The 22,048-nt window shown below is 32.1% G+C and carries 18 protein-coding genes; 12 read left to right on the top strand and 6 right to left on the bottom strand.

All coding sequences use genetic code 11. From position 1 onward, the window contains the following. On the top strand, positions 1-587 hold a 587-nt coding region (hxlA, locus tag ACA31_RS01780; protein WP_057511676.1), incomplete at its 5' end, for a 3-hexulose-6-phosphate synthase. Between the two features lie 325 nt (positions 588-912). Here the strand turns inward: hxlA and ACA31_RS13205 are convergent. Both ACA31_RS13205 and ACA31_RS01775 read right to left on the bottom strand, forming a co-directional pair. Further along, positions 913-1,074 carry a hypothetical protein gene (locus ACA31_RS13205; RefSeq protein WP_156393392.1) on the bottom strand — a complete coding sequence of 54 codons (162 nt, stop codon included), beginning with the start codon at positions 1,072-1,074 and terminating at the stop codon, positions 913-915. 159 nt (positions 1,075-1,233) lie between these two features. Beyond that, positions 1,234-2,961 carry a solute:sodium symporter family transporter gene (locus ACA31_RS01775; RefSeq protein WP_057511675.1) on the bottom strand — a complete coding sequence of 576 codons (1,728 nt, stop codon included), beginning with the start codon at positions 2,959-2,961 and terminating at the stop codon, positions 1,234-1,236. A 533-nt stretch (positions 2,962-3,494) separates the two neighbouring features. Here ACA31_RS01775 and ACA31_RS01770 point away from each other — a divergent pair. The 3 genes from ACA31_RS01770 to ACA31_RS01765 all read left to right on the top strand — a co-directional run bounded on the left by ACA31_RS01770 (position 3,495) and on the right by ACA31_RS01765 (position 6,963). Next, on the top strand, positions 3,495-6,164 hold the full coding sequence (locus ACA31_RS01770; protein WP_057511674.1) for a bifunctional glycosyltransferase/CDP-glycerol:glycerophosphate glycerophosphotransferase: 2,670 nt from the start codon (positions 3,495-3,497) through the stop codon (positions 6,162-6,164). A 1-nt stretch (position 6,165) separates the two neighbouring features. Then, entirely contained in the window at positions 6,166-6,306 is a 141-nt protein-coding gene (locus ACA31_RS13410) for a hypothetical protein (RefSeq protein ID WP_216634267.1), read from the top strand. Positions 6,307-6,585: 279 nt separating this feature from the next. Continuing rightward, positions 6,586-6,963 (top strand): nuclear transport factor 2 family protein, encoded by a 378-nt coding sequence (locus tag ACA31_RS01765; protein WP_441296189.1) that lies wholly within the window; start codon positions 6,586-6,588, stop codon positions 6,961-6,963. Between the two features lie 124 nt (positions 6,964-7,087). Here the strand turns inward: ACA31_RS01765 and melB are convergent, their stop codons facing one another. The 3 genes from melB to ACA31_RS01750 all read right to left on the bottom strand — a co-directional run bounded on the left by melB (position 7,088) and on the right by ACA31_RS01750 (position 11,017). Continuing rightward, positions 7,088-8,458: a melibiose:sodium transporter MelB gene (melB, locus tag ACA31_RS01760; RefSeq protein WP_057511672.1), complete on the bottom strand. Its 1,371-nt coding sequence runs from the start codon at positions 8,456-8,458 to the stop codon at positions 7,088-7,090. Positions 8,459-8,674: 216 nt separating this feature from the next. Then, on the bottom strand, positions 8,675-9,973 hold the full coding sequence (locus ACA31_RS01755) for an alpha-glucosidase/alpha-galactosidase (RefSeq protein WP_057511671.1): 1,299 nt from the start codon (positions 9,971-9,973) through the stop codon (positions 8,675-8,677). A 159-nt stretch (positions 9,974-10,132) separates the two neighbouring features. Then, a complete protein-coding gene (locus tag ACA31_RS01750; RefSeq protein WP_057511670.1) occupies positions 10,133-11,017 on the bottom strand; it encodes an AraC family transcriptional regulator in 885 nt (294 codons plus the stop codon). 546 nt (positions 11,018-11,563) lie between these two features. On the opposite strand from ACA31_RS01750, the gene ACA31_RS01745 reads away from it, so the two are divergent. The 6 genes from ACA31_RS01745 to ychF all read left to right on the top strand — a co-directional run bounded on the left by ACA31_RS01745 (position 11,564) and on the right by ychF (position 19,255). Beyond that, a complete protein-coding gene (locus tag ACA31_RS01745; protein ID WP_057511669.1) occupies positions 11,564-13,093 on the top strand; it encodes an NADH dehydrogenase subunit 5 in 1,530 nt (509 codons plus the stop codon). Position 13,094: 1 nt separating this feature from the next. Continuing rightward, positions 13,095-15,722, top strand: a complete 2,628-nt coding sequence (locus ACA31_RS01740) for a DUF2309 domain-containing protein (protein WP_057511668.1) — start codon at positions 13,095-13,097, stop codon at positions 15,720-15,722. Positions 15,723-15,915: 193 nt separating this feature from the next. Continuing rightward, on the top strand, positions 15,916-16,284 hold the full coding sequence (locus ACA31_RS01735) for a DUF2294 domain-containing protein (RefSeq protein ID WP_057511667.1): 369 nt from the start codon (positions 15,916-15,918) through the stop codon (positions 16,282-16,284). A 752-nt stretch (positions 16,285-17,036) separates the two neighbouring features. After that, positions 17,037-17,921: a mechanosensitive ion channel family protein gene (locus tag ACA31_RS01730; protein ID WP_057511666.1), complete on the top strand. Its 885-nt coding sequence runs from the start codon at positions 17,037-17,039 to the stop codon at positions 17,919-17,921. A 21-nt stretch (positions 17,922-17,942) separates the two neighbouring features. Next, positions 17,943-18,158 carry a DUF951 domain-containing protein gene (locus ACA31_RS01725; RefSeq protein ID WP_057511665.1) on the top strand — a complete coding sequence of 72 codons (216 nt, stop codon included), beginning with the start codon at positions 17,943-17,945 and terminating at the stop codon, positions 18,156-18,158. Continuing rightward, the gene (gene ychF / locus ACA31_RS01720) at positions 18,158-19,255 is read left to right on the top strand and encodes a redox-regulated ATPase YchF (RefSeq protein ID WP_057511664.1); all 1,098 of its coding nucleotides are present in this window, start codon (positions 18,158-18,160) and stop codon (positions 19,253-19,255) included. The genes ACA31_RS01725 and ychF overlap by 1 nt, the downstream gene beginning before the upstream one ends. Positions 19,256-19,510: 255 nt before the next feature. On the opposite strand, the gene ACA31_RS01715 is transcribed toward ychF, so the two are convergent. Next, positions 19,511-20,305: a GH25 family lysozyme gene (locus ACA31_RS01715; protein WP_057511663.1), complete on the bottom strand. Its 795-nt coding sequence runs from the start codon at positions 20,303-20,305 to the stop codon at positions 19,511-19,513. Between the two features lie 397 nt (positions 20,306-20,702). Between ACA31_RS01715 and rpsF the strand changes: the two genes are divergently transcribed. Both rpsF and ssb read left to right on the top strand, forming a co-directional pair. Beyond that, a complete protein-coding gene (gene rpsF / locus ACA31_RS01710; RefSeq protein ID WP_057511662.1) occupies positions 20,703-21,011 on the top strand; it encodes a 30S ribosomal protein S6 in 309 nt (102 codons plus the stop codon). Positions 21,012-21,030: 19 nt separating this feature from the next. Further along, positions 21,031-21,564, top strand: a complete 534-nt coding sequence (gene ssb, locus ACA31_RS01705; RefSeq protein WP_057511661.1) for a single-stranded DNA-binding protein — start codon at positions 21,031-21,033, stop codon at positions 21,562-21,564. Positions 21,565-22,048: the final 484 nt, after the last annotated feature.

Below are 22,048 nucleotides of genomic sequence, written 5' to 3'. Positions count from 1 at the left end.
CAAAACTTGCGAATAAAGTTAAAGATTATGTAGATATCGTAGAAATTGGGACACCAATCGTTATTAATGAAGGTTTACCAGCGGTTCAACATTTAAATGATAATATAGAAGGCGTAAAAGTACTTGCAGATTTAAAAATTATGGACGCTGCTGACTACGAAGTAAGCCAAGCAGTTAAATTTGGTGCAGACGTAATAACAATTCTAGGTGTTGCAGAAGATGCATCTATTAAAGCAGCAGTTGAAGAAGCACATAAAAGTGGCAAAGAATTATTAGTAGATATGATTGCAGTACAAGATTTAGAAAAACGCGCTAAAGAGTTAGATGATTTAGGCGCAGACTATATCGCCGTTCATACGGGTTATGACTTACAGGCCGAAGGTCAATCTCCTTTAGAAAGTTTACGTAAAGTTAAATCAGTTATTACTAATTCTAAAGTAGCTGTTATTGGTGGTATTAAGCCAGATACAATTAAAGAAGTTGTAGCAGAAGGACCAGATTTAGTTGTAGTTGGTGGCGGTATTGCTAACGCAGACGATCCAGTTGAAGCTGCTAAACAATGTAGAGACGCGATTGAAGGCAGATAATATGACTGAAATTACAAATTATCGCTTAATATTAGATGTTGATGAAGAAATCATACAACAAAACCATGCGATTTAAAATAAATATTTAAAATCACTATTATTAAGACGAAATTTGATTTTGAAATAATTAAGACACATACATATTATGTATGTGTCTTTTGTTATACTAATAAGCATTATTAATTAACAAGGGGGGGATATGTTGAAATGAATATTAATTAAAAGTTTCAACCTTAAATAACACTGAAAAGTTTATTGAACCTCAGTTAACATTTAAGTCTACGCTTGCTAATAAATTTATCCTGTGACACGGTAAGCTAATAAATTATTGAGACTTATCAACCTCTATAGCAATCCTTTTTAGTTCTCTTCTAGCTAGTATTGCTATAGTACGTTTAGATAATTTGTGAGTAAAAACCTTACCATCGTCGGTCCTTACTTTATATTGAATATTACGAAAACCTACATTATAATTTATAACTTTCATAAATGCTCCCTCCAAAAAATAGATGTATACAAATCAATCTCTCATAATTCTTGTTCATTTGCTAACAGCATTTTTAACTTATTTGAAAACTAATCTCAAATATTTTATTCCAATAAGAGACTTTCTAGTATTAAACCCTAATGAAGTGAGAGAAACCAATTATTCATTTGAGTATTTTCTTTTCCAAAACTTGATAGAAATAAACGATAGTAAACAAGCCAAAATGATTAACGCTATTACAATAGGTAAGAACCATATAGATACAATACTTCCCTCTACAGCTAAACCAATTTCAGAAAATAAAGCAAAAGTGAAAATCATACTGCTAACTAAACAGATTGAAACCGGAACTGCATATTTCCAAGGTGTTAAATCGACAACAGATTTATCTTTAAAAGTAAAGGGTTCTTTTAATGGTTTTACCTTTCCTAAAACTAATAAGAATATAGTTTCTATTAAGAAAAGTAATCCTTGAATATGAATAAAATTAATAGGTAGTGTGAAGTGAAAAACCATTGGCATGCCCCACATTAAAAAATAATATATAAAAACGTAAAAAATAATAACAATCTTAGCGCCTGATGGAGGAACGCGTTTAGAAAATATACCGATTAGCACTATTACAATAATAGGTATATTAAAGAAACCTGTAAATTCTCTGATAACTGTCCACAAACCGTCTGGCGCATAAATTAAAAGGGGCGATATAAAGAAAGTGACTAATGATAATATAACACCAAACCATTGGCTAGCCCTTATCATTTGTTGGTCATTTGCTTGTTTGTTAAAAACCACTTTATAAATATCATAAGTAAACATAGTTGCAGCACTATTTAATAAAGAATTAAAACTCGAGAAAACAGCACCTAACAATACTGCTAAGAAGAAACCATTTAAAAAGGTGGGTAAAATATCATTAATTAATGCTGGATATGCTAAATCCATTGTTTTTAACCCTTTACCATATAAATGAAAAGCAATAACGCCTGGAATCATCATCAAAAATGGTACTAGAATTTTTAAAAACCCTGTAAACAAAGCACCTTTTTGACCTTCAGCAAGATTTTTAGCGCCTAAGGTTCTCTGAATTACATATTGATTTGTTCCCCAATAAAATAAATTAGCAAATATCATACCGGTAAAAATTGTACCAAAAGGTACACCATCTGATTTAGAACCAATTGAGTTTAATTTTTCAGGGTGTTCTGTAACCATAATTTTCATCCCTGTTAAAAAATTCCCTTCTCCTAATGCTATAAAACCTGCTATAGGCACGATTAAGCCAACGATAAGTAAACCAATGCCGTTAATAGTATCAGAAATAGCAACTGCACGTAGCCCACCAAAAATTGCGTATATCGATCCTATAATCCCTATTATCCACACTGATAGCCACATAGATTGTTCAAATGTGATTCCTAACATAGAGGGTATGTCAAAAAATTGTAATACAGCGATAGAACCGGAGTATAGGACAGAAGGTATCGTCACAAGGCCATACCCAAACATAAATAACATCACGACAAGTAATCTTGTTCCTTGATCGAAACGGTCATTTAAAAATTCTGGAAGAGTAGTAAAGGCTCCTTTCAAATAACGCGGCAAAAATATAAGTGCTAAAATAATAACTGAAAATCCAGCAGTCACTTCCCATGCCATATTGGTTAAATTAGCGTTATAAGCTTGCCCGTTCAATCCAATTAACTGCTCAGCAGATAGGTTCGTAAGGACTAATGAACCAGCTATAAAGCCGCCAGTTAATCCTCTACCTGCTAAAAAATAACCAGTAGAATCATTAACTTTATTTTTTGTTTTATAATAAGAATACCAAGCAACTAACGTCATAAAGCCAGCGCAAGAAAAAAGGGTGAATAATGTTTCTCCCATAATATGCTCCTCTCTTTAATAAAGACGGTGTAAATTTTTATGTATTCACAATTAATTTTATAGTACCCTATTCTTTTTATATAAACCAAGTACCTAAAGATTAAGAGACACTATGGACAATTAACTTCAATGTATTTTTAAAGAAATAAGAGTTTGAAATTTTAGTGATTGATTTTACTACAATTACTTTTGGCATAGTGTTTACTATCATGTGGCAATTAAGCTACTTATTTAGCGAGTGGCGGTTTTTATTTATTTCCTTAGCCGCTATTCAAGCTATGTTGGTATCCGTGATAGATTATTTAAAGCAATAAAAAAAATATTGAGAATGTTTTTATAAGAAATATGAAAAAATATTTAAAGATGCTATAATAATTATTAAAGAGTTTTTATTAAAAGATATATATAATTCACTGATTACAATAAACTTTTAGTTACCTATAAAAACACGAAAAAATCATTGTGTAAATCTAATATATTTATAATAGAAATTAAAGGAAATATATAGTTAGTGAAAGGGAGATGTAAAATTAGTGAATCAATCTAAGAAATTTGAATATGATATAACTATTCTTATACCTATATTTAATGCGGAACATTTTATAGAAGATACAATTAATTCTGTCTTAAATCAAAACACACACAATGTTGAATTTGAAATAATGTTATTAGATGATGGTTCAACAGATGGAAGTAGTAATTATTTGGAGGAAGTAGCCTCTAAATATGATTGTATCTCTTACTATAGTCATCAAAATAGCGGAGTTTCATATACTAGAAATAGAGGTATTAGCTTAGCAAAAGGGAAATATATATTATTTTTAGACGCAGATGATTTCATAGGGGAGGACACTCTGAAATCAGTATTTTCGGGTTTTGAAAAGTATGAGAAAGAGGCAGACATTTTAGTTTATCCACTTTATCAAAAAAATGGAGATAAAATAAATGCTCATGTAAGAAACAAAGCCTTTACAAAAAAAGGAGATGTAAATGTCTATGATATTAGTGAATATCCTTTTTTAAATCAATGCACAATGAATGTGGTTATTAAAAACGATGATTATACGCAATTTAACGAGCAATTAGTTTATGGTGAAGATGCTTTATTTAACACGAATTACATACTGAAAAATCGAAAAGTTATACATATAAAGAATGGTGGTTATTTTTACAATATAGGCCATAATTCTGCTGTTGATAAAAATAAAAATCCTGTTGATATACAGGATGATTTATTAATTTTATTTGAAAATTTAATTGAAACAGCTCTAAATATTTCTAATGAAGTTCCTGTTTATGTACAAGGGATTATTTTATATGAACTAAATTGGCGATTCAAACAGTCCACACTTTTCCCAAATCATTTAGATTCTGAAGCATACCAAAAATGGTTTGAAAGAATGGAAAAAATATTTAAATATATATCAGTCGATACCATAATGGCCAAACCATTGATGGACTATTATCACAAGTTATATTTTATTAAAACATTCAAAGGAAATATCAAATACAATCAGAACTTAATCTCTTTAAATTTTGTTGCTGAAAACCAACAAATTGCGGTGTTAAACAAAGCGTTACTTGTCTTTAATAAGATTAAAATCATTGGGCAAGAGCTTAAGCTTAGCGGCTATATTAAAGCACCTTTATTAGATATGGTTAATACAGTTTCTTTAGTTTTGAAAGATAAACACAGCCATGAAAAAACCATCCCTCTCTATAATTCATCAGCTAACTATTATAAAACACGTATGTCTGTTGCTCAATTTTATGATTTTAGTTTTTCTATTCCTGTAGATGAAGTGAATAATTATGAGTTTGTTGTTAATATCGATGGTAAAAGATTGCTAACGGATCATTGGTTTACTAGAAATGTAATTTTTAAAACTACACTAAATTCAAAGGATATTGTTACTAAAGATAAAATTATATCTTACACTGATAATCCATTCAAAATCCATATTAAGAAAAAGTCTGCACAAATTGAACGTCGTATATTAAAAAATCATAATTTAAAAATGAAATTAAAAAACCAAAATAGTTTAAAGAGATTTCAACAACTCAAAAAGTTTTTTGAACCTTACTTGAAACGCAAAAGAGTATGGCTATACAATGATCGAACAGGGGTTCTTGATAATGGTTATCGTCAATTTATGCATGACGTTAATAAAAATGATGGTATAGAACGTTACTACGTTGTTAGAGAAGAGGACTTGAAAAAAGAGGGGTTTCCAAAAGAGAATATTGTCGTTTATGGAAGTTTGAAACATAAAATGTTATTTTATTATGCAGAACTCATACTCACTTCATTTAAAGAACATACAGAATTTTCACCATTATCATTCCGAGCCTATGATTTGTTCTTTGCAGAATTTAAATTTCAAATTGTGTATTTGCAACATGGTGTACTAAATGCTCATACGCCTTGGTTATATGGTAAACATGTAACGAGTTTTGACAAATTTGTTATCTCAAGTGAATATGAAAAAAACAATTTACTTCATAATTATGGCTATAATGAAGATGATTTATTAGTTACAGGAATGCCTAGATTAGATGACATAACTGTAACGCAAAAATGCAATAAAATTCTTATAGCGCCATCTTGGAGAAAAGCATTAACTAAAGAAGAAAATAGACAAATTAAAGTAATCGATAAAGATACACTTAAGCAGTCTAACTTTTTCACAGGAATTCATAAATTAATAAACTCTGATGAACTTAATAATATATTACAACAAAATAACTACGAACTTGATATTAAAATGCATCCAATTTTTGCAAATGAGTCCTCATTATTTCAAACTGAAAAATCAAACATAAATGTATTAGATTCAACAGATGAATTTGATATTAGCGAATATAAATTATTTATCACTGATTTCTCTTCGTATATGTTTGACTTTATCAAAAGTAGAACGCGTATTGAATTTTACTTCCCAGACTACAAATATTTCTTAAGTGGGAATCATATCTATAATAAGTTAGATTTTGATGTATCAAAATTTGGCAATTTAAATACTGAAAGCTATCAATTAATAAACTTTATAAAAGAAGAAATAAAAAATGATTTTCAATTAACACAAAAGCAAGAAGAAATATATGATGATTTTTATGTTAGTTTTGATACTACTTCCCATAAAGATGTTTTATATAAAGAACTAATAAAAGTCGTAGCAAATAATAGTAAGCGTGTTAATTAAAATGAAATATATGAGAAAAATATTTTTAATCATAATGACTATCACTTTAATTAAGATGTTCTTTCCAAGAGATAATCAAAATGACATCTACCAATTAAAAGATGGAAATACACAATGGGATTCAACGATAGATCTTTACTAATAAAATACATAAAGGTCTAATTTTCAATATGCTTATAGCAACCGTTATTAAGCTAAAATATGATTTTGAAACGATTAAAAGACTCCTTGTTCAAAAGGAGTCTTTTTTTAATTATACTCACAATTTTTTCGAAAATAGTAGAGGTGTTTTTACTTAATTTGTAATTTTAAAAATAATTATATTAAAACAATTTTCAAACGTTAAACAAGTATAAAAAATAGTGCTGGTTTTCTTCATATAGATTATACTTAATTTATAGAAAAGGGTGGAAAAATGAAAATGTTAGATAATTATTTTATATTGTTTGATGAATCTAGATATAGTGATGAAAGTTTTGAAAAATTAAATAATTTATTTAGTGAAAACATTGTATTTGTATTGAATGGAAAGTCTTTTACTGGAAAAGATGAATGGAAACAATTTGTTAAAAGCGTTTATAAAACAAATAAAGATTTGAAGCATATGCACAATGGTTGGGTTAAAAATAATGATGGTGCTTTTGAAACTCAGTGGGTGATTTGTGGTAAACGATTTGAAAGTGGAGTTTATACTCAAGAAGGCATTGATATTGCACGATTAGATAATGATGGTAAAATTGTTTATTTAGAAAATAAACCAAAAGACAAGCAATTATTCTCTACAGAATCAAAAGTATAACAAAAACACAAAAGGTATAAAAATTGTAATTATAGTGAGCAAAAGTGTAAACAATGGGGGACTAGGAGTTTAAACATTAAAACAACAAGCGATAATATTAAATGCTATCGCTTGTTGTTTTGTATTAAACTTTTTTACTTTTTCTTTGATTTAGCACATTTACTACATCTTTAATGTATGTACCTTTTAAACTATAGCTCCATTTATAAATGAGGTAACTCGCGATTATACAAATAATGGGAAGGATAGTCATGATAAAACGCAAACCATTTTTTGTGAATTCACTTTGTTCTACACCAGGTTGATAACCTAAAAAAGTTAAACTCCAACCAGTGATTAGACCAGCAACTGCCATAGCTGTTTTCATTAAAAATGTTTGAGTAGAAGTAATGACACTTTCGTTTCTCTGACCAAATTTCATTTCGCTATAATCTATTACGTCGGCAATAGAAACAGTTATAATTCCCATGATAAATCCAGTGCCAATTTTTATAAAAGTAGTACCTATAACTACTGGTAATATAGCACTTGGTGAAACATAACTCGTGAGTAATAAAATAAGGAGTCCTATAATCACGCTACATGTCGCAACCGGAAATATGCGTTCCCTTGTAAGCCATTTGGCAATTCTAGGAAAAAGGATTAATGCTATAATTTCTACAAATCCCATACCGTTATATAGGGCAAATAAGAATTTTGATTCTGCTACATAACTAAAATAATAAATAAGTACATTGCCAATGATTTGAGTACATAAGAAAAATGTAATGAGTATACCAATATAGGCTAGTAATTCTTTATTGGTAAATAATATTCTCCAAATATCTTTAAAGCGTAGTGTTATACCAGTATCAATATTTGTGGGGGCCTCTTTTACATTACGCACGGTAATGCCCGTTGTAGTTATGAAAAAAAGAATGATAATTACCGTTAAAATTAAGAAACCAGTAGATTGATCCCCATTGCCGAAAATTTTATCTAAATATATCACAGTACTTAAACCTATAGCTCCAAGAATTAAGTTTGCTAAACTCGCAAAAATTCGAGGAATGACAGATACTTCTTCACGTTCGGTAGGATTATTGGTTAGATTAGGTAACCATGACCAATAAGGCACATCCATCATTGTATAAGTCATGCCCCAAAGAATATACATAATTGAAATAAATATATATAAACTTGTTCCTGTTAAATCAAAATTAGTGAATAAAATAAGCGTTACAATAGAATTTATAAATGTGCCAATGACTAACCAGGGTCTGAATTTTCCCCATTTCGTTTTCGTTTTATCTACAATCATTCCCATAACTGGATCGTTAATTGCATCCCAAATACGAGCAACAAAATAAAGTGATCCTACAAAACCTGCCGCAACACCTAAGATATCAGTAAGATAATACATAAGATATATGCCTATTAAGTTAACAACCAAATCCTTACCAAATGCCCCAATGCCAAATGAATATTTCTCTTTACGAGTTATTTGTTTATCCACTTATATCACCTCTTTATAGAATCATATTGTTAAGGATAGCGCTTTAAATATTTTGTTTGAAAAATTGCATAGCTAATATGTCAGTAAAAAGTAAAGTGTTAAGCTATACGTGTCTAAGTGCAATCATTTATAGTATTTAATTAAATTTGTAATCAATTTAACAATTTTAGAAAAACCAGGCTTTCACTATTTATATTAGAAAGTCTGGTTTTTATTTTAATTATATTCTGGTAACCAATTACCGTGTGCTTCAATTAAATCATCACATAGGGAAATAATATCCTTAATAGATAACTCAGATGCGGTATGCGGATCTAACATAGCAGCTTGATAAATTTTATTTTTACTTTTAGTTAAAGCAGCTTCAATTGTTAATAATTGTGTGTTTATATTTGTTCTATTGAGGGCAGCAAGTTGTTCTGGTAAATTTCCAATATAAGTAGGTGAAATACCACTTGCATCAACTAAACATGGAACTTCCACAACTGCATTATCAGGTAAATTATTGATTAAGTTACCTGTATTTAAAACGTTGCCACCAATTTTAAATGGTTTATTTGTTTCCATAGCTTCAATAATATAAGAACCGTATTCATGAGAGCGTTTGTGTGAAAGGTTTTGATCATTAACGATATCATCACGCATTTGTTTCCAATCGTCCATTTGTTTAACGCAACGTCTTGGATATTCATCTAATGGAATATTATAATTATCTATTAATTCCGGATATTGACTTTTAATAAAGTACGGGTGATATTCAGCATTATGCTCAGACGATTCTGTGACGTAATAATCAAATTTATCTAGTAATTCAAATCGAATCATGTCGTCGTGAGTTGTTTTTTGTTTTTCTTTAGCTCTCTTTTTAATTTCTGGATAAAGATCTTTGCCATTGTGTTTTATTTCTAATAGCCAAGCCATATGATTGATTCCAGCAATCTTCCATTGTATGTTATCTTTTGGTAACTCCAAAGACTCAAGTAACTCACTAGCACACACTTGCACGCTATGGCATAGGCCAACAGTCTTAATGCCTTCTTTCAACATAATGTTTGTTAAGACAGCCATGGGATTCGTATAATTTAAAAACCAAGCATCAGGACAAACTTCTTTTATATCGTTGGCAAAATCTTGCATTACAGGAATGGTTCTCAAATTACGGAAAATACCGCCAATGCCAAGCGTATCGGCAATTGTTTGTCGTAATCCATAATTTTTTGGCACCTCAAAATCAGTGATCGTAGCTGGATCATAGCCGCCGACTTGTATTGCATTTATGACATATTTTGCTCTGCTCAATGCTGCTTTGCGATTTTGATATGCTTTAATCGTTACAGTAGAATTCATGTTTTTTTTCAAGTTATTCAACATCATTTCTGAATCTTTTAGGCGTTCTTCATCTATATCAAATAATGCAAATTCAAAATCTTGTAAAGCGTCCACAGTCATGCAATCGCCTAGTACATTCTTTGCAAAAACAGTACTTCCTGCCCCTAAAAATGTAATTTTTTTCAATATTTACGCCTCCTATCAGTTAAAAATCAATAATAATCAACTGAGTTTATGCTTTAGAAATAAAATGCTTGAATCGCTATAGCTTACTTTTAGGTTAGCTATTAACTAGATGATAAACAAGCGTAAATATTTTTAAAAAGAGTAATATATTGCGCTTTATCAGTCCGTGAAAATTTTATCTACAGGCATTATATTTATGTTTTTTCTATAGTTATTAGGAGTTGTCCCGAGAAACTTTTTGAATACTTTACTAAAATAATTACTTGAAGCGTAGCCTACTTCTTGAGCAATACATTCAATATTTTTATGATCTGTGGTTAATAAAATCAGTAATTTGTTTATTCTAGTTTTTGTTAAATAGTTAATAGGAGTTTCTTTAACAGACTTTTTAAATTGACGTGTAAAATGATATTTAGATAAATTAGAAACTTTAACAATATCATCTAGGCTTATGTCTTCTTGATAATATTTTCCAATGAAATTAATAGCTTTAGCAATAGACAAAGGAAAATCATCAGATTGTTGATAACCATATTCAAAATACTCTAAGCACTTCATAATGAAGGTGTAAGCACAAGATGAAGCATCGTAACCATGGTTAATTCCGACAGCATCTACTTTTTCTAAAGTTTCTATAATATGCTTAATTGGTTTTGAGTGTGGAGGTAATTTGAATGTGTTTCCGTATTTATTTACAATCATATTAAATAATCTACTGGCTTCATCGCCATAAACTGTGAAATATAGAAACTCCCATTTATTTGAATTATGAGGTAGATAATAGCAATGATTACTTGGAACATTGACGAAAAAAGCTTCTCCTTTTTCTAAACTAAAAGTTTTATCTTCTATTTGAATCATGCCGCGACCATTGGTTGTATACTGAAAGATATATACATCTTTTTCCCCACGATTTAAACCATGCCATTTATATTCTTGACTTTGTTGAAGGTCAAAGCCTATTGCATTTAATCCGGCAACTTTATTTTGATAATCTCCTTTAAATCTAAAACCATAAGAGTTATAACCTAACTTATTTTCCAAATCTACGCCTCCCAACTTTTGTTACTTATTTTAGCATGCTTCTGTTATATTACATTTACATCTGCGAAAATTAGCTGTGATATTTTTGTGATTTTATAGTCGTGCATAGGGTTTGAATAAAGTTTGGCTTTCTTGACAATCACGAATAATAAGTATATGTTTATAATATTAAATAAAAATAAATATAGTCGTTGGATACTGCTTTTTTCACGATGTTAAAGCTTTAGCAAGCTGTTAATAATAATATTGGCAAATTGAAAAAGTGTACGAATAGTGTTGAAAAGTTAAAATCATCCGTCATATTAAAATTAAATGTAATAGGTTAGATTATAAAATTAATAAGCGTTCATATATAAGGTAGCAAAACAAATCACTTCGTTAAAAAGTGCGTTGTAATGAAGCCGACAATTGTAATAAATCATGCGTGATTTATTGTATATAGTCGGCTTTTTTTAATGAAAAAATTACCTAACATAGCAAGTTATAAATAAAAGTAGTTCAATCTGCTAACACTAAAATTAATGTCATCACAAAGGAGAATCTAATATGTTCACATCGCTTAATGTATCAATACTGTTAATTATATTTTTCATAACTGTCATTATTTCTGTATTGAGTGGCATCATGTTTTTATATCTACGCATACCATTGGCGTATGTGCGTATACATATATTCTTAGTGGCATTACCACCGCTTGTAGCATTTATTGGCCTTATAGGCGCACCGAAAAATATAGAAGTAGGATTTTGGTATTCTGATTTTCTAGCATGGTTAATGGCCTTCTTCGTCCTAATCATTGGCTTAATCATTCAGCGATATTGTGTACAGTATCTCATGGGTGATCGAAGTTATAGAAGATACTTCACCTTATTTACAATTACAACAAGTTTTGCTGCAACAGCTTGGTTAACGGGTGATTTACGTATTATGGTTGTGAGTTGGGGCTTAACGTTAGTAGGCTTAACGTTATTAATTAGCTTGACGAGTGCTTGGAAAGTGACAAGAGCTGCTGCAATAGTAACTGGCAAATTATTCTTATTAAGCTGGGTAGCATTATTGTTGGCAGTAGTGTGGATTGCATTACTAACAGGTGAATGGAAATATACCTCAATTTTCACAGACACGAATTTAGCTCAAATCAATGCGTGGGAAAGTTTTGGTATTAATATGCTCATTATATTAGCGGTTATGGTACCGGCTGCACAATTTCCATTTCAAAGGTGGTTGATAGAATCAGTCGCAGCACCAACACCCGTGTCTGCTATTATGCATGCAGGAATCGTTAATGCGGGTGGTATCATATTGGCGAGATTTTCTCCGATATTTAATGGTGACATTGCAACATTCGTGTTGTTATTGTTTGCGAGTATTTCTGTACTAATTGGTGCAGGTATAAGTTTAGTGCATGTAGATTATAAACGACTTTTAGTAGGGTCAACAATTGGACAAATGGGCTTTATGTTAATCCAGTGTGCGATGGGCGCATACGTTCCAGCGATTATCCACTTGATTTTACATGGTTTATTTAAAGCCACGCTCTTCTTACGCTCTGGTTCAGCAGTGCGTCACTTTAATGTACCAAGTCGTGCTAGTGAGAGAATGTCATACTTATGGATCGTATCAGGACGTGTATTAGCTTTGGCGATTGGTTTAGGTTTTTGGCTGACATCTCCTGGGGAAGGTTATCGTTTAGTGAGTGGACTCATCTTAGCTTGGTCATTATCTGTATCATGGACACAACTTGTTGCATTTGGAGAAGGGAAATTCGGACGTATCATGGGATTATTGATACTCATCGTCGTTGGTTCGGTATACTTTATCGTTCATCACTTCTTCGCTAGTGCTTTACATACGATGACTTTCAATAGCGTTCAACCACCTATGCTTATTGTTGTAATTGTAGCTTTATTGCTCCTAATTGGTAGTTTAATGAGTACGTGGGTTGCACGTAACCGTTCATCGGTCGCATTTTCAATATTATATATGTGGCTTGTACGAATCGGGGATGCAAAAGCTGAAACTGTAGAACGTCATCCAAACTATCTTAAAACATATTTAACAAAAGGAGGACACTAAAATGGGGGAAGCAAACAAAGAGTCAGATTATGTTTCACAAAACAATCATAATGATATTCGAACATTAATTGATGCTGCAAGTAAAGTTATTGTCCCGTTATCACCCATTTCAGTGTTTGCGGCAAGAAGTCCGTGGTCTGGGTTAGAGGATAAAACGTTTGATGAAGTTGCGCATTGGCTCAAAGAAGTGCGAGAAGTTGATATTTATCCTGCGACAGCAAGTATATTAGAAGCTAAGAAACAGGGAGAAATAGACGACCGTATGATAGAGGAACGATTCCAACAGTGGTTGGTGAAAGCGTCATTAGCAATACCAAGAGAAAATGCAATGAAATATGGGCGTAATGCTTTAAAATTACAAACTTTAAAATCTAATCAGCATGTGCAAGGGCAAGTCGATACGTTTGCGCAACAGTTAAAAGATTTAGATTTATCAAGTGATGAGAAAGCCTCGACGCCGTTATTGTCTACATATGTAATGGATGAAAATAATAACAAATTAATTGATACCATAGATTATCACGTTATTAAGTGGTGTAAGTTGTTTGTCGATGATGCACAATCAGGATGGACAATGCCCAACCGTGAAAAAGGATTATTCCATTCATGGAGACGTTTAATCCAATATGACCCAGCGCTAACGAAACACCAACGTGCTCGATTGAAGACTTTACCTGATGATGCTGAGTCATTAATAAGATCAGCATTGTTAAAATTAGGTGTTGCTGAGGCAGATAAACAAAGCTATTTGGAGAATCATTTATTATCATTACCAGGTTGGGCAGGCATGATGTTATGGCAGCATGAAAATAATAGTAAAATGGAGTCATTATTACTAGATTACCTTGCGATTCGCTTAGGCATGGAATGGGTAATCATGGAGCCGTATTTCGCTGACATGCCTACAAATGACACGTTAGCAAATCAATCTATTTCAGTAGCGGATTGCATTTTGTCATGGATGCAGTGGGGTGGTTTTACTGCACATCAATGGGAAAAATTAACAACACAAGAACAGCAACATCATGTGCTGTTTGCCGCTCAGTTTAACGACCAATTACGTCGCAAACTATTGTTAGAGGCTTGGGAAGCAACATATAATCAGCAATTAAGAAAGATTATTGCGCCTGAAAAACAGGAGATGTTAGAGAATGACATGCCGCTCGCACAAATGGCATTTTGTATAGATGTGCGTTCTGAGCCATTTCGTAAACAAATCGAATTGGCAGGCCCTTTTGAAACGATAGGTATTGCAGGTTTCTTTGGTTTGCCAATTGCAAAAAACGAACTTGGAAATCAACATAGTCACCCATCTTTACCTGTAATGAATAAACCACAGCATAAGATCAAAGAATATACACAAGAAAAAGAGCCTACAATGTTTCGACAACGTAAGCATGTACTTGAATCAGTTACGTATACTTTTAAGAAAATGAAGCAAAATGTGTTGCCAAGTTTACTGTTACCAGAACTCAGTGGCCCATGGTTAACACTACAAACATTTACACGCAGTTTCATACCAAACCGTGTAGGCAATGTGATTCACAAGTTCTATGCGAGCTGGTTACAAAAACCAGATGACACAGCACTTACTCTGAATCACCATCATCGTAGAGAAGATGGGTTACCTGTTGGATTTACAGAAGATGAGAAGATAAATTATACACGCCAAGCGTTACGCTTAATGGATTTAACGACCGACTTTTCACCTTTAGTTGTTATGTGTGGTCATGGTAGTCAAAGTGCGAATAATCCGTATGCTGCCTCATTAGATTGTGGCGCATGTGGTGGGGCGTCAAGTGGTTTTAATGGCAAAGTATTAGCACAACTATGTAACTTGAAAGAAGTGCGACAAGGTCTAGCACAAGATGGTATTGAAATTCCGGAAACAACCGTATTTGCAGCTGCAGAACATCAGACTTCTCTGGACACATTAGAATGGATTTATATACCAGAATTACCAGAAGAGGCACAAAAAGCTTTTGATGCTATTGAAGCAGCTATGCCTAATGTCAGCTATTATGCTAATGAACAACGTTTAGCAAAATTACCAAATAATAATGTAACGAAGAAAAATCCTGTCAATGAAGCGCATCGCTTATCAAATGATTGGAGCGAGATAAGACCAGAGTGGGGATTAGCTAAAAATGCTTCCTTTATTATTGGACAACGTGAACTAACAAAGCACAGTGACTTACAAGGTAGAGCATTTTTGCATAATTATGATTGGGAAAACGACCAAGATGGTAGTGTATTAGCAAATATTATTGGTGGACCTGCGGTTGTAGCACAATGGATTAACTTACAATATTATGCTTCTACGGTTGCGCCACATTATTATGGTAGCGGTAGTAAAACAACACAAACTGTGACAGCTGGCATTGGTGTTATGCAGGGAAATGCGAGTGACTTGTTAACAGGTTTACCTTGGCAATCCGTGATGTCGTCAGATGATAAAATGTACCATTCACCTATACGTTTACTTGTAGTGATCCAAGCGCCCGAAAACTTTGTGAAAGAACGACTGGAAGCGGACAGAGCATTCCAACAAAAAGTACAAAATGGTTGGGTGAGATTAGCAACTATCGATGAAGATGGTAAATGGCATGACTGGTCAGCGCATTGCTAAGCTATATTTGAATATCATGTAACAGAAGGTGTTTAATATTTTAAAGTGCTTAATTTCTCAAATAAAATACAAATGATTTCCCGGGGGATATTGTAGAACTGTGGAGAAAAGTATGTAAAAATGATAGTGTTATCTTTATTCAAATAATTATCTAATTTAACCTCATTTTGGTTCTACAGGAGATGCATACTAAATGAAAACAACCAAAGGCACTTACGAGTCTGAAATCAGCAAAGCAATTACACAGTGGGAAAAAGACTTCCTTGGCCGTGGCTCTCTTTCTGTAAAAACAGATATATTGCGTGATATGATTATTGTGAGTTTACAGGGTGTATTAACACAAGCAGAGTATAAAGTTTGTGAAACTAACGAAGGATTAGTAACCATTAAAAGAACACGCTCAAAACTTGTAGAATCTGGTATTGAAGCACTCGATGACATTGTATTATCTGTTACAGGAGAAGAAGTCAAAGGGTTTCATACGGATTTAAGCTCTCGCACAGGAGAACGTGTGATGATTTTTAAACTTTATAATAATCTTGAAAAACAATTTACTGACTAATATTTATCTATATGTCTATTATCAGTTTCAACCAAATGCGTACAATAACCAAATGGAAACGAGTAATGGTTTTATAGCTGAAAAAGGACGCTTACCGATGTAAGAATCAGTAAGTGTCCTTTCATGATTAGTCGATTTTGTATACTTGATAGTGCTATTCTCATATAAATAAGAATAGCATCTATGAATAGTTAAATAACACTTTATAACTAGGGTAAGGCTTTAGGTTAAATATAATTTTTAAAATTTGAAAACCACTTGTTTTATAGATCATATTTGTAGTATTATTACTGACTGGTGTTAGAGAATCATAATTTTTAATTATGGTTCTTTTTCTTTTGCGATTTTAATAGTTATAAGGAGCATCAAAATTTTGAATTCTAAAGTATGATTATGAATTAAATGAATTGTTATAAATTATAAGTTTATGTAACAATATTTTTTGTAACAGTGAAAAGTCAAAATTTAGACTGTCGATGGCGCTAAGACACTGAAATATTTTTGTTTTTTAGATAAAAGATGCGGAAATGCTTTGAATATGTGTAAAGTTTTAATAAACTATTATAAGATTGCAGATATTTAAGTTAGTCATATAGGTAATAAGCCTTTTTATGATGTGGCATAAAGTGATTAAGACATAATTCTAATATGAATGAAGTTGTTATAATCATGGAGCTGAAGTTGGATTTGTTTTAAAGAAAATTTAGTTATAATAGAATAAGAATGTGTATCGTACTAAGGAGGAAGAGTAGTTGAATCAAGTTAAAAGCATCCTTTATTCGTTAATTGAACCGTTAACGAAGCCAGAGACTTATCAAACGTTGATATCGAATATCATTATGATTTTTGTTTATATTATCGTGGCTTGGATTGTCTTACGTTTTATAAATAAAGGAATAGCGCAATTCTTTAAAATACAAAATAGAGGTAAAAAAGCGAATAAAAAACGTTCGAAAACTTTAATAGCATTAGTTCAAAACGTAGTAGCATATGTGGTATGGTTTATAGTATTGACTACAATTTTAAGTAAGTTTGGTATAAGCGTTGGAGGCATTATTGCTAGTGCTGGCGTTGTTGGTTTAGCAGTTGGTTTTGGCGCACAAACAATTGTTAAAGATATTATCACAGGTTTCTTCATTATCTTTGAAAATCAATTTGATGTAGGCGATTATGTTAAAATTAATAGTGGCGGTACTACGGTAGCAGAAGGCACAGTACAGTCAATTGGTTTACGTTCAATGCGAATTAATACGATTACGGGCGAATTGACAACATTACCTAATGGTAGTGTGGGTGAAATTACAAACTATTCAGTAACGAATGGTGAGTCAATGGTAGAAATGCCAGTTTCCGTAGAAGAAGATATCGATAAAGTAGAAAAGATATTAGTTGAACATTTTGAAACGATGCGTTCTAAATATTATTTATTTATATCAAATCCAGAAGTGATTGGTATTAATTCCATTACAAGAGATGAAATTACGTTGTGGATTTCTGCTGAAACGATACCTGGAGAAGGATTTTCAGGTGCACGTATTTTAAGAAAAGAGATTTTGAAAGTATTTAAACAACATGATATTAAAATACCGAAACCTATGATGATGCAATACGATGCGAATCAAAAAAATAATGCATAAGATGTTCGGAGGTATGACAGAATGACATCAAATTATGGTTTAAATGATATTGTAGAGATGAAAAAGCAGCATGCATGTGGCACGAATTGTTTTAAAATCATTCGTGTAGGTGCAGACATCCGAATAAAATGTGAAAACTGTCAAAGAAGTATTATGATCCCAAGACAAATTTTTAATAAGAAAATAAAAAAAATATTAGTGTCGCATCAAGATACTGAAAATAAGGAGAATGAATAATGGCTTTAACAGCAGGTATAGTTGGTTTGCCCAACGTAGGTAAGTCTACACTTTTCAATGCAATCACAAAAGCAGGTGCACTAGCAGCGAATTATCCTTTCGCGACAATTGATCCTAACGTAGGAATTGTTGAGGTACCAGACAGCAGACTAGATAAATTAACAGAAATGGTACAACCAAAGAAAACAATTCCAACAACATTTGAATTCACAGATATCGCCGGAATCGTTAAAGGAGCTTCTAAAGGTGAAGGACTTGGTAATAAATTCTTATCACATATTCGAGAAGTAGATGCAATTTGCCAAGTAGTACGTGCATTTGACGATGATAATGTGACCCACGTTTCAGGACGCGTAGACCCAATTGATGATATCGAAGTAATCAATATGGAATTAGTATTGGCAGATTTAGAATCTGTTGAAAAGCGTTTACCAAAAGCAGAAAAAATGGCGAAACAAAAAGATAAAGATGCAGTAAATGAAGCACGCATTTTAGCAAGAATTAAAGAAGCATTAGAAGAAGGGAATCCAGTTCGTAGCCTTGAATTTAATGATGATGACCAAAAATTTGTGAATCAAGCACAATTATTAACTTCTAAAGAAATGTTATATATTGCTAACGTAGGCGAAGATGAAATTGGCGATGAAGATAATGAAAAAGTTAAATTAATTCGTGAATATGCGAGTAAAGAAGATTCAGAGGTTATCGTAATTAGCGCTAAGATCGAAGAAGAAATCGCAACGCTTGAAGATGAAGATAGAGAAATGTTCTTAGAAGACTTAGGCATTGAAGAACCTGGTTTAGATCGTTTAATTCGTACAACGTATAACTTACTTGGTTTAGCAACTTACTTTACTGCAGGTGTTCAAGAAGTACGCGCTTGGACATTCATCTCTGGTATGACAGCGCCTCAGTGTGCAGGTATTATTCATACAGACTTTGAGCGTGGTTTTATCCGTGCTGAAGTAACAAGCTACGATGATTATGTTGAATTTAATGGTGAAAATGGTGCCAAAGATGCTGGGAAACAGCGTTTAGAAGGTAAAGATTATATTATGAAAGATGGCGACGTAGTTCACTTTAGATTTAATGTGTAAACAAATATAGCAAAAGGTTTCATATTGAGCTTCCCTAAATTTTTAGGGAAGCGTTTTTTATAAATAAATAGGGACCAGTCATATCTGTGTATTTCAGGCATTTAATCGGGGATATAATAAATTAAGCTGATAAGAAGCACGTCTTCAAGGTGAAATTTTCTAATTACAAAAGCATAAAATAAGCCCGAGACAAAAGAGGGATGTTCTTATGTCTCGGGCTATAAATATATTTTTAGAAGGAAGCTATTATAAAGTTTAAGATGTGAACCAATCTGAGCTTACATTTGGCCCAGTGTAATTCGCATCTATATCTTGGTTTAATTCAGGTGATGCATAACTATCAGTATATTGCCATAATACGTGCTCACGGGTAGGTTGGTCAGGATTATAATTGGCAACCCAGGAACCATCATATTCATTGGCAGATTCTGAGGCATGTTCTGCCATGAAATTTTCATAAGAATAGAATAGGACTTTTTTGTTGCCGGCTAAACTTTTCATTTCATCGTACCATGCAGATGTACTTTCTTCTGTAGTACCTGAAGTGACTGTATCTTGTTCAAAGTCATTGATGTAAAAGCTAGCTTTAGGTGCTCGATTGTATAATGTTTGTGCTTCGTAGCGTGCATCTTCAGGGTTTTCATACATACTATAAGAATATACACCAAAGTCCATGCTATATTTGTCTAATAAAGCTGAATTGTGTTCTAATGAAGCATCCACTTTCTCAGAACCATATTGAGCACGAATAATGATGAAGTCGTAATTTGCTTTAAGGTCTTTAACTTCTTGTTCAGTTAAGTCACCTTGCCATTCTGAAATGTCTAAAATGCGTTCGCCTGATTGGGTTGTGCCTGCTTCGGATTTTGACTCATTTGAATTGTTTTCAGGACTTTTTTCAGGGTGCTTTTCAATGTATTGTTGGTAACCAGACCCCATAGTCCCTTTTGGGTTTGATGTATCTCCAGCGGCGTTTGTTACATTCATTGCTAACGTTGATGCAAATAATACACTTACAGTGACTAACCCTTTTTTGATTACTGAAACCATAGTTTGCTCCTTTGTATGTAATTAATATTTTAAAAATGTTAGGTGCTAAATAAGTTTATAATTATAAAAAACGAACTCAAATTGTATGCTATTAGAATTAAAAAGATTTAGCAACCATATATTTGGTGACATATTCTTTCAATTAAAATTAAATATTAATAAAAAACACTTATTATAACAAAGTGTTTTGTAAGAGTTTTTTTAACTCGTATTGTATAGACGTTAGGCCGTGTTTCATATGAAACATTCTTGTGTTTTTTTATAGTATTTTAGGGCAATAGTCATTGTAAAATGTAATGGGCTGTGCTATAATTCTTGATTGTGAGTAATGAAAATTATTCCTTGCTTGTCACAAATGATGATGAGCCGCATAGACCACAAGGAGGTGCAATTATAAATGAGAACATATGAAGTTATGTACATCGTTCGTCCGAACATTGAAGAAGATGCTAAAAAAGCTGTCGTTGAACGTTTTAACGGTATTTTATCTTCTAACGGATCAGAAGCTTTAGAAGTTAAAGATTGGGGTAAACGTCGTTTAGCTTATGAAATTAATGATTTTAGTGAAGGTTATTACAACTTAGTACGTATCCAAGCTGAAGACAACGAAGCTACTGATGAATTCCAACGTTTAGCTAAAATTAACGATGATATCATCCGTTATATCGTAATTCGTGCAGACGAAGATAAGACTAATAAAAAATAATTATTGGGGGTTCGTTTAAATGATAAATAGAGTTGTTTTAGTCGGTCGTTTAACGAAAGATCCAGAATATAGAACAACACCCTCAGGCGTGAGTGTTGCGACTTTTACTCTAGCAGTAAACCGTACGTTTACAAATGCGCAAGGGGAACGCGAAGCAGATTTCATTAACTGTGTTGTTTTTAGAAAACAAGCAGATAATGTCAATAACTATTTATTTAAAGGTAGTTTAGCTGGCGTTGACGGTCGCATTCAATCACGTAGCTACGAAAACCAAGAAGGACGTCGTATTTTTGTAACTGAAGTGGTTTGTGATAGTGTTCAATTCCTTGAACCTAAAAATCAAAATCAACGTCATGCCCAAGAAGGAAATAACAATTCCCAAAACTTTGGTGGACAACAATCAGGTCAAAATACGGCATCTTATCAAAACAATAACCAAAACAACAACAATAATAATAGCAATAATTCATCAAACAAAAATAATCAATCGGACAACCCATTTGCAAACGCCAATGGACCTATTGATATTAGTGATGATGATTTACCGTTTTAATCTACAAGCATTGTGTGAATGTTAATGTAGATCGTCAAAATTGTATTATATGTGTGAAATTGTATTATATGTGTGTGAATGTGTGAAATAGGCTCTTAATCTAAATAAGGCTTATAAAAATATTGAAAAAGAGATTAAGTAACCTCAGGTTACTTAATCTCTTTTTTTAATAATAGATAAACCCTCAAAATCAACAAAATTTCATTGCTCAATATGATCGAAATGTTACGTTTAATAAGTTTTATTTTATCATCTATTGCTTCAATAGGCGCTTCAAAATGAATGAATAATTCTAAAACTACAAGCGTGATTTAACATAAAATAATTCATTGTTGATCAATCTCCTCTTAATTTATTAGAAAAGTGATCTCAATTGTAAAAATCATCGTATCTATTTTATATTGAAAAATCGGAATATTCTATTTTAAAGCAATTGAGCTAAATTGAATTGTCTACAACTATGAAATTAATTTCATTTTGAAAT

The organism is Staphylococcus sp. NAM3COL9, from assembly GCF_001431205.1.
GTDB lineage: Bacteria > Bacillota > Bacilli > Staphylococcales > Staphylococcaceae > Staphylococcus.
This window is presented reverse-complemented; position numbering and strand designations above follow the sequence as displayed.

Excerpts from the sequence above, each read along its gene's own strand:
- ACA31_RS13205 (WP_156393392.1), bottom strand. The coding sequence starts at position 1,074 with ATGAAAGTTATAAATTATAATGTAGGTTTTCGTAATATTCAATATAAA.
- ACA31_RS01775 (WP_057511675.1), bottom strand. The coding sequence starts at position 2,961 with ATGGGAGAAACATTATTCACCCTTTTTTCTTGCGCTGGCTTTATGACG.
- ACA31_RS13410 (WP_216634267.1), top strand. The coding sequence starts at position 6,166 with ATGAAATATATGAGAAAAATATTTTTAATCATAATGACTATCACTTTA.
- ACA31_RS01765 (WP_441296189.1), top strand. The coding sequence starts at position 6,586 with ATGTTAGATAATTATTTTATATTGTTTGATGAATCTAGATATAGTGAT.
- ACA31_RS01745 (WP_057511669.1), top strand. The coding sequence starts at position 11,564 with ATGTTCACATCGCTTAATGTATCAATACTGTTAATTATATTTTTCATA.
- ACA31_RS01740 (WP_057511668.1), top strand. The coding sequence starts at position 13,095 with ATGGGGGAAGCAAACAAAGAGTCAGATTATGTTTCACAAAACAATCAT.
- ACA31_RS01735 (WP_057511667.1), top strand. The coding sequence starts at position 15,916 with ATGAAAACAACCAAAGGCACTTACGAGTCTGAAATCAGCAAAGCAATT.
- ACA31_RS01725 (WP_057511665.1), top strand. The coding sequence starts at position 17,943 with ATGACATCAAATTATGGTTTAAATGATATTGTAGAGATGAAAAAGCAG.
- ychF (WP_057511664.1), top strand. The coding sequence starts at position 18,158 with ATGGCTTTAACAGCAGGTATAGTTGGTTTGCCCAACGTAGGTAAGTCT.
- ACA31_RS01715 (WP_057511663.1), bottom strand. The coding sequence starts at position 20,305 with ATGGTTTCAGTAATCAAAAAAGGGTTAGTCACTGTAAGTGTATTATTT.
- rpsF (WP_057511662.1), top strand. The coding sequence starts at position 20,703 with ATGAGAACATATGAAGTTATGTACATCGTTCGTCCGAACATTGAAGAA.
- ssb (WP_057511661.1), top strand. The coding sequence starts at position 21,031 with ATGATAAATAGAGTTGTTTTAGTCGGTCGTTTAACGAAAGATCCAGAA.